Raw genomic sequence first — 12779 nt, 5'->3', positions numbered from 1 at the left:
ATGCCAACCCCCAAAAGGAGTTGGTCTTTGATCCAAAGGAATTTCTCAACCAGCCCGAAAGCTGGACGAGGAATAAATTGGCATTTGACAAGTGCACGCTGTTGAGTTCTCAAGGATCGGATGCTCCTGCGTTCCGGCCTCTCGGCCTTCCCTTCAGGGCAACTTCTCTATCTTATCCGTCTCGCTCCGGCTGTCAAATCGACACGCCGTGAGGTTCAGAACCGGATCCGTTATCTCGTTTCCGAGGCAACTTCTCTAGCTTATCCCTCCCGGCCAGCTTGTCAAATCGACGTTCCTGGCGGACGGTCACCCTCTCAAGCGCACGCGCTTGACCCCGCCGCAGGGAGAACCTGCGAAGAGGAACCGACTTCCGAAGAAGAAGGTGGGTGGTGTTCGTCGCTTGGGGAGTCAGGCCTTCCGGCCCTTCGCTCTACCGCTTGGGGCGAACAGGTAATAACTTACGTGGATCCCGAGGGTCCGGCAAATCGGGGCTCCCGCTCGGGCGTGTCGCGCGCCGTTCCGCGGCCGTTCACCGCGGATTCACGCGCCCGACGGTGCCGCCCGTCGTGCGCGGACGGCCCGCATCACCAGGATCACGGCGAGGGTCAGGACTCCCCAGACTCCGCACGCGAGAGGCAGCGTCCGGTACGCGAGGTGCTGCACGGTGAACTCCTCCGTGAGCGGTCCGTACGCGATGAAACCGAGTGCGACGGCGACGACCAGCATCACCGGGAGCGACAGCCACCAGCTCACCCGGATCGCGAGCGGCGCCGGATCCACCGGCCCTCGCGTACGGCCGCGAAGCCAGAGGGCACCGGCGATCACGAGAACGATCACGCCGCCGATCCCCGATCCGTACTGCAGCCACTTGTATCCGAGGAGCGGCCCCCACTGCTCGTCGAGCACGGGGATCAGAGAGATGCCGGCCCTCCCCTCATGAGTGAACGCGTCCCAGACGACGTGCGTCACGACGCCCAGGGCGAGAGCGAGCACGAGGAGGATCACGCGCATCCCGGTTCCGAAGGTCTCCTGCAGCACGGCACGGGGTCCCCGATCCCACTCCTGTGGAAGGCGCGCACCGATGAAGCGCGGCGCGAGCAGTCGGCAGGCCGGCCGCAGGACCGTCCGCCAGACGAGGAGCAGCGCGAGCGACAGCAGCACGGTGACCGGAAGCCAGCGCAGATCGTGCGTCACCGAGTAGTCGACGATCAGCCCGCGCGTGAACAGCGGCAGATCAGGCGCCATCGCGCCGATCGCGATCGCGGCGGGCACGAGCGGCGTACGGACGAAGGGCAGCGCCACGATCGCGTGACTCGGCGTGAACGGCATGGTCCGACCGTACCCGGAGCGGATCCGGGCTTGCCGTCGGCACCCCTCCGAAAGATCGACGCCCCCTCTGACGTGCGCATCCCAGAGGGGGCGCGGATTGTCAGAGGGGGCGTCGGCGGATCGGATCCGCAAACAGATCGGCGGATCGGATCCGCAAACAGATCAGGCGGGGAGCAGGCCCGCGAGCGTCTTCTTGCCGCGGCGCAGCACCGAGACCCCACCGGGCAGCCCGAGCGGCACGGTCGCGTCGTCGGACTCCACCCGCTCGCCGTCGACCGAGACGCCGCCCTGCCCGACAGCGCGCCGAGCCTCGGAGGCGCTGGAGACCAGCCCGGTCGCCACGAGCGCGTCGACGACCGTGGATCCGGCGGCGACCTGTGCGTTCGGCAGCTCCTCGAGCGCCGTGCGCAGCGTCGCGGCGTCGAGCGCGGACAGGTCGCCCTGACCGAACAGCGCCTCGGACGCGGCGATCACCGCGGCGGTCGCATCCTCGCCGTGCACGGTGGCGACGACCTCGAGGGCGAGGCGCTTCTGCGCGGCACGACGGAACGGCTCGGACTCGACGAGCGCCGCGTACTCCTCGATCTCGGCGCGGCTGAGGAAAGTGAAGACCTTGAGCCGGTCGATCACGTCGGCGTCGGCGGTGCTCAGCCAGAACTGGTACATCCGGTACGGGCTGCACATCTCGGCGTCGAGCCAGATCGCGTTGCCCTCGCTCTTGCCGAACTTGGTGCCATCGCTGTTCGTGATCAGCGGGGTGCCGATCGCGTGCACCGAGGCGCCCTCGACGCGGTGGATGAGATCCGTGCCGCTGGTGAGGTTGCCCCACTGATCGGATCCGCCGGTCTGCAGCACGCAGTCGTACTGACGGTGCAGCTCGAGGTAGTCCAGGCCCTGCAGGATCTGGTAGCTGAACTCGGTGTAGCTGATGCCGGCGTCGGAGTTCAGACGTGCGGCGACCGCGTCCTTCTTCAGCATGGTGCCGACGCGGTAGTGCTTCCCGATCTCGCGCAGGAAGTCGATCGCGCTCATCGGCGCGGTCCAGTCGAGGTTGTTCACGATCCGCGCCGCGTTGTCGCCCTCGAAGCTGAGGTAGCGCTCGACCTGCGCGCGCAGGCGCCCGACCCAGTCCTCGACGGTCTCACGCGTGTTCAGCGTGCGCTCCGCCGTGGGGCGCGGGTCGCCGATGAGGCCCGTGGATCCGCCCACGAGTCCGAGCGGCTTGTGCCCGGCGAGCTGGATGCGGCGCAGCGTCAGCAGCTGCACGAGGTTGCCGAGGTGCAGGCTCGGCGCGGTCGGGTCGAAACCGCAGTAATACGTGATCGCGGGTCCTGCGAGAAGGGCGCGCAGCGCCTCCTGATCCGTGGACACGTGGACGAGCCCGCGCCAGACCAGCTCATCCCACACGTTCTCGAACGTGGGGTCGATGGCCGGTGCCGCGGTCGTCAGGGATGGGTTCGACACCGCCCCAGGCTACCAGCGCGGATCCTCCCTCTCCGCGAGACTGCATCTCCGCGACGAGACTGCGGTTGCGGAGCGCAGTCTCGTCGCGGAGATGCAGTCTCGCGGTCAGAGGGGGGCCGTTAGGCTGGGAAACGTGTGGGGAACGCGCGCGGGTCGCACGGTCCGGGGCCTGATCGCCGCCCTGGTCGCGACGTTCGTGGCATCCGTCTCGCACTCCACGGCCGACGGCGAGCCCGCCCCGCTGATCGGGATCGTGCTCGCGCTGCTGTTCGCGGCGCCCGTCTGCATCGCGCTGGCCGGGCGGACGCTGAGCTGGATCCGCCTGTCGCTCGCCGTGGGGCTGAGCCAGATCGCGTTCCACGGGCTGCTGTCGATCGGCGTGGGATCCGGATCCGGATCCGCTGTCGCCGGCGGGCACCTGCACGGCACTGAGCTGTCCGGCGCGCTCGGCACCACGGCGGTCGACGCCGGGCGCGCCCTGCACCTGCAGCCCGCGATGTGGGTCGCACACGCGATCGCCGCGGTGCTCACCGTGCTGGCCCTCGGCCGCGGCGAGCAAGCGCTGCGGGCCCTGCTCGAGCTCACCGGCTGGAACCTCGTCGCACGGCTGCTCACCGCACCGCCGTCGCCCGCGCACCGTGTGCCGGCCGCGTCGCGCGCCGCCGCGCAGGCGCTCCGCTCTCTCTTCGTCCTCACCGTCGTGTCGAGGAGGGGTCCGCCGCTCGCGGCCTGACCTCCCTTCACCCGCACCGCCGCCGGGCCGCCCTCCGCGCGCCCGTGGTGCACACACAGACGACCTCAGAAAGAACGAATCCATGCGAAACACCACTGCTTCCCGCGTCCTCGTCGGTCTCGCCGCCGGCGCCGTGCTCGCCCTCACCGTGCCCCTGGCCGCCTCGGCGCACGTGACCGCCACCCCGAACCAGGCCGAGGCCGGATCCTGGACGTACGTCACCTTCCGTGTTCCGAACGAGTCCACGACCGCCAGCACGGTCAAGCTCGAGATCCACCTGCCCGCCGACACCCCGTTCACGAGCGTCAGCTACCAGCCCACCGCGGGGTGGACGGGAGCGGCGGCCAAGACCGCACTGCCCAAGCCGGTCAAGGTCGAGGGCAACACCATCAGCGAGGCCACGACGGAGGTCACCTTCACGGCAGACGCCGGCGGCGTCGCACCGGGCCAGTTCCAGACGTTCACGCTGTCGCTCGGACCGGTGCCGGACACGGGCCGCATCGTGATCCCCGCGACGCAGACGTACTCGGACGGCAAGGTCGTGGAGTGGGCAGCGACACCGGAGCAGGCCGCCAAGGACGACACGCTCGAGCCCGCGCCCGTGGTCTGGGTGAACGACGCTCCCCCGGCCGACCACCACGGCGGCGCGACCGCGACGACCGCACCGGCGGCCTCCGCACAGGCGCCCGCCGACGCCCAGGGCGGCCTCGCGCTCGGGCTCAGCATCGCCGCGCTCGTGGTCGCGGCGGGCGGCGCGCTGCTCGGCGGCTTCGCCCTCGGACGCCGGAAGAAGGCCGACGCATGACCTTGCGCCACCGCCTCACCGCGCTCGCGGCGTCGATCGGGGTCGGCCTGGTCCTCGCCACCGCCGGCGCCACGGCGGCCAGCGCGCATGACACGCTCGAGAGCACGGACCCGGCCAAGGGCTCGACCGTGAAGAGCCTGTCGTCCGTCGCGCTCACCTTCAGCGCGGATCCGCTCGGCACCGACGGAGCGACGATCATCCAGGTGATCGGCCCCGACAAGAAGTACTACGAGACCGCGTGCCCCGACCTCAACGGGCCCGTTGTTGCCTCGCCCGTCGCACTCGGAGGCGCCGGCACCTACGAGGTGCTCTGGCGCGTGGTCTCCTCCGACGGGCACCCGATCTCGGGCAGCTACACGTTCGCGTACGCGCCGGACGGCGCCGCGACGCCCGCGGCGGCCGGATCCGCGAAGCCGGTCTGCGGTCCTGCCGCGTCGGCGACGACCGAGGCGCCCGCGGCGGCCGCCGGCGGCGACACGGGTCTGTGGATCGGGCTCGGCATCGGCGCGGTCGTGCTGATCGGCGTCGGCGTGGGCGCGTGGGCGCTCGCTCGCGGCCGCAAGAGCTGAACAAGACCCAGGGTCGAAACGGAACGCGGTGCTCTTCCGAGAGCACCGCGTTTCGCGTATCTGGCCGCGCGTCCCGAGCAGTCCCGAGAGGCTCAGCCCCGGAACGACCCCGTCAGCGGCGCGAGGCCGGGACGGCAGACGTGCGCTCGAAGATCAGCGCGCGCCCGCCGCGCAGCGTCCGGGAGGTGAGGCCCGCCTCTTCCATGAGGCGCACCACGCGGCGCGACAGCGTAGGCAGCGCGGCCGCGCCACCGGGCTTTCGGGCGATCCCGGCGATGAGCGTCAGATCGACGCCGGATCCGCTCGCCTCGATCCGTGCGAAGTCGCCCTCCGTGCGCCAGACGAGTCGCTCCAGCTCGCGATAGCGGATCCCCCGCTCGGCGCCGTCGACCTCGAACCGCACGCGATCCGCGTCGAAGCGCACGGCGCAGTCGACCGCGCGACGGCGCATGAGCCACGACATCAGCAGGTACGCGGGAAGACCGGGCACGACGACGTACAACAGGAGGAAGAGCCTCGGGCCGACGTTCAGGATCCTCCCGCCGGTCACGATCAGGACCACCAGGATCAGGATCGTGACGACGGCCGCGGTGAGGATGCACCAGAACACGAGCGCTCGAGTGCCGAGCGGCACAGCCCGGAAGCGCGCGAGCGATCCGCGCTCCGCGGCCTCCCACTGCGGTGCCGGCGGCGCCTTCGCGGCGTCGCGGGCGCCGATCATCGCCGTGATCCGGCTGATCAGCCCGAGCCACACCCAGCCGGCGGCCGGCACCGCCGCCATCTGCAGCACCGCGAGGAACGCGAGCGCGGGGTTGGGCTTGGGCGCCAGCAACGGAGGAATCGCTTCGATCAGAAGCCACAGCAGCAGCCCCGCGCCCACGGCCCCGGCGATGTGCACGATCAGCCCGCGCCGGTCCGGCATCCTCAGTGTCGCGTTCACGAACGAGAATCCGCAGAGCCAGCCGCCCACCAGCGTGAGGAGGAAGGAGAGGAACTCGAAGTCGCCGCCGAGGTATCCCGGCACCGCCAGCCCGCCGCACACCAGCGCCCAGAACAGAGGCAGGTGCAGGATCCGCCGCCAGACCGGCCCGGGCTCGGGCCGGACCGGCTCGGGATCCGCCGGCGCCACGGAGTGAACCGTATGGTGCGTCGAACGCGGGACGTGGTGCTCGGACATCCCGGTCAGTTTAGGAGGGCGCGGGTGCCGCCGTTTCCGCGGATCTCCTCACCCCAGCGCGCGCAGCCGCGCGTCGAGCTCGGCGAGGCGCTCCGGCTCGATCGATCCGAGCCGCGCGGCGCCGTCGGCCAGGGTGATCCCGCGGGCGAGGAAGACGAGGGAGTGCGTCGAGACTCCGGGCACGAGCTCGTCCAGCACGGCCCGCGCCCGTGGGTCGTCGAGGATCTCGCCGAGGGTGCTGTCCAGGGTGAACCGGGGCTGCTCGGTCATGGATCCTCCTGCATGAGAGTTCGTGCGCTTCGGGGACGGCGTCGCAGAGGCGTCCCTCAGGACAAGGATCCCCGCGCCGCACGCCGACGGCAACCCGGTGGCGGCGCACCAAACGGATGGGCGTCGCTCAGAATCCGGCGCGCGCCGCCCACCACAGCAGCAGCGCTCCGCCGAGCGCCACGACCCAGCTGACCAGGCTGCCGACGAGGAAGTACTCGGCGCGACCGCCGTTGACGCCGTCTCGGGAGATCTCGGGGAACCGCACGATCCCCTTGGCCGCGAGCATCGCCGCGAGCAGCGGATAGGCCGCGAACAGAGTGAGGAGGAGCACGATCACGCGCTCGAGCGGCCCGATGAGGCGTCCGCCGCGGAAGCCCTGATCCGCCGCGGGCACCGGCGGCGTGGGCTCGGACGCGGTCGGGACTCCGGGGTCGACCGCGGAGGGCGGCACGGCGACGAGTCCGGCCGCCGCACCCGCGCTTGCACCGGCAGCCGCGCTTCCACCGGCACCGCGCGTCTCATGCTCCGGCGCGATGTCCGCCGGGATCTCGGCCCGCTCCCCCAGCAGCGCCGCACGGACGATGACGTTGCCGGTCTCGAGCAGCACGGCGAAGACGCCGAGACCGAGCACGAGCAGGTCGAACCCGATCGGCCCGAACGGCGTCGCGAGCCAGCGCCCGGCGAAGAGCCCTGTCATCACACGGGCCGGCAGGAAGGCGACCAGCGCGACCACGAGGACCGCCAGCAGCGCCGCCGGCCAGAACGACAGCCGCGGCCGCCCGTCGAGCGGGAGCAGCCACACCCACAGCGCGGCGAGCGCGAGCCCGACAACCGCGTAGAGGTATGCGCCGCCCAGGGTCGCGAGGACGAGGACAAGAACGCCTGCGACCGCGATCCCGATCCAGAGCGCGCGGCTGCGCAGGAAGCGACGGAGCACGTCGGCGAGTCCGACCGAGAGCAGGATCAATCCGGCGAGGATCATGACATCACCGCCGTCCGCACGCGGTCGTCACCGCGCCGCAGGACGACGCGCCTCACCGCCGGAGCGTGCTGCGCGGACGCGTGCACGGCGGCGAGGGGGATCGTGGGCATGCCCTCATCCTCCCCCGGGCCACCGACATTCCGGTAGGACCGAGCGGCGAGCCCTGACTCGGCGATCGAGCGGGGCGAACGGGGCGAACGGGGCGAGCGCGACTGGCGCAAAGGCCGCCACGACACGGCGAAGCGGGACGGAGCGGACGCGAACGCCCGCCCCGCCCCGTGAGGATCCGCCTACGCCGAGAAGTCCTCCGGGACCTCGAGCGGACGCCGGGAGAAGTAGGTGTCCTTCGCCTTGCGGTAGAACAGCGCGAGCGGCACGACGCCGAGTGCGATCAGTCCGAGCCCGAGGATGTTCACGACCGGCTCGTTGTTCGGGATGGACGTGAAGAAGATGTACATCATGAACAGCGCTCCGACCAGCGGCCAGATCCCGATCAGGATCGTGTTCTTCACTGATTTGAAGATCACCTTCCGGAAGCCGATCACCACGGCGAGACCCGCGAGCGCGTAGTAGAACGCGATCTGCAAGCCGATCGACGACACCGCCCAGCCGAGGATCTGCCCCACGCTGTCGCCGAAGACATTGGCGAGCACGAACAACAGCAGGGACACGACGACCACGACGAGGGTCGCGAACACCGGCGTCTTCCACTTGCGGTTGATCCTGCCGAACGCGAACGGGATCGTGCGGTCGCGCCCCATCGCGAACAGCGTGCGGCTCACCTGCACGAGCGTGGTCTCGAGCGTCGCGATCGTGGAGAGCGCCACCGCGATGATGAGGATCTTGCCGCCGATGCCGGGCATGATCGCATCGCCCAGCACGCTCAGCACGTTGCCGCTGTTGTCCTCGATGGTCTTGCCCGGGAGCATCACGAGCGTCGTCGTCGTGTAGATCTCGAACAGGATGAACACGATCACGATGCCCAGGATCCCGGCCATGCCGGTGGTCTTGTGCGCGTTCTTGGTCTCCTCGCCGAGGTTCGCCGTGACGTCCCAGCCCCAGTAGTAGAACGCCGCGATCAGCGCGGCCGAGACGAAGACTCCGGCGGTCGTCAGGTGCCCGAAGCCGAACCAGTCCCACGAGAACGTCTCGCCGTGGTGATAGGTCGAGATCGCGCGGGGGATCGCGATGGCGGCGAACACCACCAGGATCCCGACCTCGACCACCGACATGATCCACTGCGCCCGCTCTGTCGTATGCACCCCGAAGATCACGGCCGCCGCCATGACCAGGAACCAGACGGATCCGACAAGCGTCACGAGCAGGGTGTTGTTCGCCTGGTCCGGCGCGAACAGGGCGACGGTCATCTGGCCGGCGGGCAGGGCTCCCGCGACCATGAACACCGTCGCCGAGATCACCAGCGCCCACCCGGCGAAGAAGCCGAGGAGCGGGTGCAGGCCGCGGGCCACCCAGGAGAAGGACGCGCCGGCGTGGCTGTCGACCCTCGCGAGATGGCTGAACGCGAATGCGATGCCGAGCATCGGGATGCCGCACCACAGCAGCGCGGCGGGCGCGCCGACGCCGGCGGCCCCGATCAGGAGAGCGGTGCTCGCGGCGATCGAGTACGCGGGCGCGCTGCCGGCCACGGCCATCAGCGTCGAGCCCGCTTTGGAGACGCCACCGGCCTGGAGCGCATGCTCCTGATAGTCGATCGCGCGTTGCAGAGACGTGTCCGTCTCGAGCGGATTCTGGGTCACTCTGTTCCCCTGTCTCATCGTCGGGTGTGGGGGATGACAGGGGGACGCTAGCACCGCGGATCCCCCCGCGACTAGAGCCGGACGAGATGATTTCCGCAACGGTTTCCGTAGCGGGGCGAAATGGCGCGAAATGACGCGGATTCGCGTGCATTCTGTCGGCTGATGCATAGGTATTCGTTGCGAGTTCCGAGGATTCGGTTCGAGATGCGCAGTACCCCGAACGGGGAGCGTTGCTCTCGTCCGCGGTACTGTCAGCTCTTCCTTGCAGGCCGCGCCTCGCCACCCGTCTTGCCCGCGAGCCATGCGAGCGCGTCGTCGGACAACGCCCGATCCGGCAAGATCATCGTCGGCGTATTGCGGGCGCCTCGGACCACCACCATGCCCTGCGTTCTGTCCGCGCCAGACACGCAGGGCCAGCGGAACAAAGCATCCACATCGCTAGTGACCACGCTGACTCCGGCATCGTCGATCCGGACCGTGATCGGCGAGCCGAGCGGCAGCGTTCGCGACGAACGCCGAGCATTCACACGCAGGGCGGCAACGAAGGTCAGCTCTACGATCAGGCCCGCGCCCGTGAAACCCACCATGACGAGCCCGAGCGGGTGACCTGACGCCGCCGCGAGGGTCATCATCAGCAGGAACAGTAGAGTGCTCAGTCCAAAGAGGAGAACGCGGCCTGCAGGGAGCGCCGAGGTGACGAGGAAGCGCCGCAACGCACGCTGATCGCCAGGCTCCACGTAGATGGTGTTCTCGTACATATTCCGTCCGCAAGGTCTCGCGAATCCGACCGCCGACACGGACCCGATGCGGAAGACCTTATCGCTTCGGCAGAGCCCCACGAAAGCGCTCCGGGCCCCGGCCGCACGACGGCGGCCGGGGCCCGGGACCGATCCGCTCAGCGCCCCGATCGACGCTTGTTGAACACGTCGAACGCGACGGCGGCGAGCAGCACGAGACCCTTGATGAGAGCCTGATACTCGGTGCCGACGCCGAGGATCGACATGCCGTTGTTCAGGATGCCGATGATCAGACCGCCGATGATCGCACCGGTGATCTTGCCGATGCCGCCGGTGACCGCGGCACCGCCGATGAACACGGCTGCGATCGCGTCGAGCTCGAACCCGTCGCCGTTGCGAGGGCTGGCGAGGTTCAGCTGGGACGTGAACACGAGGCCGGCGAGGGCGGACAGCACCCCCATGTTGATGAACAGCGTGAACGTCACGCGCGGGGTCTTCACACCCGAAAGGCTCGCGGCGAGCGGATTGCCGCCGATCGCGTAGATGTGCCGGCCCCAGACGCTGCGGGACATGATCGCGGAGTAGACCACGGTCAGCACGCCCAGGATGACCAGGGCGATCGGGGTGCCGTTGTAGCTCGCGAGCAGGTAGGCGACGAGAGCGATCAGCAGGCTCGTGAAGGCGAGCTTGGCGATGAACCACCACAGCGGCTCGTCCTCCACGGCGAACTTCCGCCGCGTCATCCGGCCGCGGATCCCGAAGCCGATCATCCCCAGCACGACGAGCACCGCCAGGATGATCGTGAGCGGTTCGACGACCGTCTTGCCGCCGCCGAGATCGGGCAGGAAACCCGCGCCGATCGCGCGGAATCCGTCCGGGAACGGCGAGATCGCGGTGTTCTGCAGGGTGATCTCGGTGAGGCCGCGGAACGTCAGCATGCCGGCCAGCGTCACGATGAACGCCGGGATCTTGAAGTACGCGATCCAGAAGCCCTGCCACGCGCCGATCAGCGCACCGAGCACGAGGCACAGCACCACGGCGACCGGCCACGGCACGCCCATCTTGGTGATCAGCACGCCCGCGGCGGCGCCGGTGAAGGCGACGACGGATCCCACGGAGAGGTCGATGTGCCCGGCGATGATCACCATGACCATGCCGATCGCGAGGATCAGGATGTAGCTGTTCTGGATGATCAGGTTCGACACGTTGATCGGTGCGAGCGTGATGCCGCCCGTCGTGATCTGGAAGAAGATCACGATCACGATCAGCGCGATGAACAGGCCGATCTGCCGCAGCTGGCCGGTGAGGAACTCGAACGCGCTGCGCAGCGAGTTCGTCTGGGGGGTGATGGATGAGCCGCTCATGCGGAGCCCACCTCCTTCTCCTGGGTCATGTAACGCATGAGGTTCTCCGCCGTGGCCTCCGCGCGCGGGACGTCCGCGGTGATGCGCCCCTCGGCGAGGGTGTAGATGCGGTCGCAGAGACCGATCAGTTCCGGCAGCTCGCTGGAGATGACGATGACGCCCTTGCCCTCGCTCGCGAGCTTGTTGATGATGCCGTAGATCTCGTACTTCGCTCCGACGTCGATGCCCCGGGTGGGTTCGTCGAGGATCAGCACGTCGGGTGACGTGTTCATCCACTTCGACAGCACGACCTTCTGCTGATTTCCGCCCGAGAGCTTGCCGACGACCGCCTCGACGGAGCTCGTCTTGATGTTCATGCTCTTGCGGTACGACTCCGCGACGATGCGCTCCCGGCTCTCGTTCACCCAGCCGATCTTCGCGATCCGGTCGAGGGCGGCGATCGTGATGTTCCGCTCGACGTCGTCGATGAGGTTCAGCCCGAACCTCTTGCGGTCCTCGGTCGCGTACGCGAGGCCGTGCTTGATGGCCTCCGACACGGTCTTCGTGGAGATCTCGGATCCGCGCTTGTAGACGCGGCCGGAGATGTTCACGCCGTAGCTGCGGCCGAACACGCTCATCGCGAGCTCGGTGCGTCCGGCGCCCATGATCCCGGCGATCCCGACGATCTCGCCTTCGCAGACGAACAGGTTCGCCCTGTCGACCACCGTGCGCTCGTGATCGAGGGGGTGGTGCACGGTCCAGTCCTCGATCCGCAGCAGTTCGTCGCCGATCTTCGGCGTGCGGTCCGGGAACCGGCTCGCGAGGTCCCGGCCGACCATGCCGCGGATGATTCGGTCCTCGCTCACGTCGTCGGTGCGCATCTCGAGCGTCTCGATGTTGCGCCCGTCGCGGATGACGGTGACCTCGTCGGCGATCGCCCGGATCTCGTTGAGCTTGTGGCTGATGATGATCGAGGTGATCCCCTCGTCCCGCAGATGCGTGATGAGCTCGAGCATGTGGGCGGAGTCGTCGTCGTTGAGCGCAGCGGTCGGCTCGTCGAGGATCAGCAGCCGGACGCTCTTGGAGAGCGCCTTCGCGATCTCGACGAGCTGCTGCTTGCCGACGCCGATGTCGGCGATCTTGGTGGCGGGGTTCTCCTTGAGCCCCACGCTCGCGAGCAGCTTCGCGGCCTCCTGGTTGGTGGTGTTCCAGTCGATCCAGCCTCCGGACTGGCGCTCGTTGCCGAGGAAGATGTTCTCCGCGATCGACAGGTACGGGCTGAGCGCCAGCTCCTGGTGGATGATCACGACGCCCGCGGCCTCGGACTCGTTGATGCTCCTGAAAGCGACGGGCTCGCCGTCCAGGAGGATCTCCCCGTCGTAGGATCCGTGCGGGTAGACGCCCGAGAGCACCTTCATGAGCGTGGACTTGCCGGCGCCGTTCTCGCCGCAGATCGCGTGCACGTGACCGCGCTGCACGGTGATCGACACGTCCTGCAGGGCCTTCACGCCCGGGAACGTCTTGGTGATCCCGCGCATCTCGAGGATGTTGTCACTCATCTCGCTCTCCTTTCGTCAGAGAGGGTGGCTGCGGGAGCGTCCGCAGCCACCCTG

The 12779-nt window shown here is 69.0% G+C and carries 13 protein-coding genes; 4 read left to right on the top strand and 9 right to left on the bottom strand.

Annotated elements, in window-relative coordinates; genetic code table 11:
- The coding region (locus RS86_RS20940) for a hypothetical protein (RefSeq protein WP_235281674.1) at positions 1 to 212 on the top strand (212 nt) is incomplete at its 5' end.
- Between the two features lie 328 nt (positions 213 to 540).
- Here RS86_RS20940 and RS86_RS07160 read toward each other — a convergent pair.
- Both RS86_RS07160 and tyrS read right to left on the bottom strand, forming a co-directional pair.
- Positions 541 to 1329 (bottom strand): DUF4184 family protein, encoded by a 789-nt coding sequence (locus RS86_RS07160; RefSeq protein WP_045271518.1) that lies wholly within the window; start codon positions 1327 to 1329, stop codon positions 541 to 543.
- 162 nt (positions 1330 to 1491) lie between these two features.
- A complete protein-coding gene (gene tyrS / locus RS86_RS07155; RefSeq protein WP_045271517.1) occupies positions 1492 to 2793 on the bottom strand; it encodes a tyrosine--tRNA ligase in 1302 nt (433 codons plus the stop codon).
- A gap of 133 nt (positions 2794 to 2926) precedes the next feature.
- On the opposite strand from tyrS, the gene RS86_RS07150 reads away from it, so the two are divergent.
- The 3 genes from RS86_RS07150 to RS86_RS07140 all read left to right on the top strand — a co-directional run bounded on the left by RS86_RS07150 (position 2927) and on the right by RS86_RS07140 (position 4900).
- Positions 2927 to 3526, top strand: a complete 600-nt coding sequence (locus tag RS86_RS07150) for a hypothetical protein (protein ID WP_045271516.1) — start codon at positions 2927 to 2929, stop codon at positions 3524 to 3526.
- Between the two features lie 82 nt (positions 3527 to 3608).
- Entirely contained in the window at positions 3609 to 4331 is a 723-nt protein-coding gene (locus tag RS86_RS07145) for a YcnI family protein (RefSeq protein WP_045271515.1), read from the top strand.
- Positions 4328 to 4900 carry a copper resistance CopC family protein gene (locus RS86_RS07140; RefSeq protein ID WP_045271514.1) on the top strand — a complete coding sequence of 191 codons (573 nt, stop codon included), beginning with the start codon at positions 4328 to 4330 and terminating at the stop codon, positions 4898 to 4900. The genes RS86_RS07145 and RS86_RS07140 overlap by 4 nt, the downstream gene beginning before the upstream one ends.
- Before the next feature lie 112 nt (positions 4901 to 5012).
- Here the strand turns inward: RS86_RS07140 and RS86_RS07135 are convergent, their stop codons facing one another.
- From RS86_RS07135 to mmsA, 7 genes are all read right to left on the bottom strand, one after another.
- Positions 5013 to 6077, bottom strand: a complete 1065-nt coding sequence (locus RS86_RS07135) for a hypothetical protein (RefSeq protein ID WP_045271513.1) — start codon at positions 6075 to 6077, stop codon at positions 5013 to 5015.
- 48 nt (positions 6078 to 6125) lie between these two features.
- Positions 6126 to 6347, bottom strand: a complete 222-nt coding sequence (locus RS86_RS07130; RefSeq protein WP_045271512.1) for a hypothetical protein — start codon at positions 6345 to 6347, stop codon at positions 6126 to 6128.
- A 127-nt stretch (positions 6348 to 6474) separates the two neighbouring features.
- Complete coding sequence (locus RS86_RS07125; protein ID WP_045271511.1) at positions 6475 to 7329, bottom strand: hypothetical protein; 855 nt, start codon at positions 7327 to 7329, stop codon at positions 6475 to 6477.
- Positions 7330 to 7619: 290 nt separating this feature from the next.
- Positions 7620 to 9086 carry an APC family permease gene (locus tag RS86_RS07120; protein ID WP_052680129.1) on the bottom strand — a complete coding sequence of 489 codons (1467 nt, stop codon included), beginning with the start codon at positions 9084 to 9086 and terminating at the stop codon, positions 7620 to 7622.
- Between the two features lie 251 nt (positions 9087 to 9337).
- Positions 9338 to 9844, bottom strand: a complete 507-nt coding sequence (locus RS86_RS07115) for a hypothetical protein (protein WP_045271510.1) — start codon at positions 9842 to 9844, stop codon at positions 9338 to 9340.
- A gap of 137 nt (positions 9845 to 9981) precedes the next feature.
- The gene (mmsB, locus tag RS86_RS07110) at positions 9982 to 11187 is read right to left on the bottom strand and encodes a multiple monosaccharide ABC transporter permease (RefSeq protein ID WP_045271509.1); all 1206 of its coding nucleotides are present in this window, start codon (positions 11185 to 11187) and stop codon (positions 9982 to 9984) included.
- A complete protein-coding gene (mmsA, locus tag RS86_RS07105) occupies positions 11184 to 12725 on the bottom strand; it encodes a multiple monosaccharide ABC transporter ATP-binding protein (protein ID WP_045271508.1) in 1542 nt (513 codons plus the stop codon). The genes mmsB and mmsA overlap by 4 nt, the downstream gene beginning before the upstream one ends.
- Positions 12726 to 12779: the final 54 nt, after the last annotated feature.

It is taken from the genome of Microbacterium azadirachtae (assembly GCF_000956505.1).
GTDB classification, from domain to species: Bacteria; Actinomycetota; Actinomycetes; order Actinomycetales; family Microbacteriaceae; genus Microbacterium; species Microbacterium azadirachtae_A.
The sequence above is the reverse complement of the archived record's forward strand: the minus strand, read 5'-3'. Positions and strand labels throughout refer to the sequence as shown.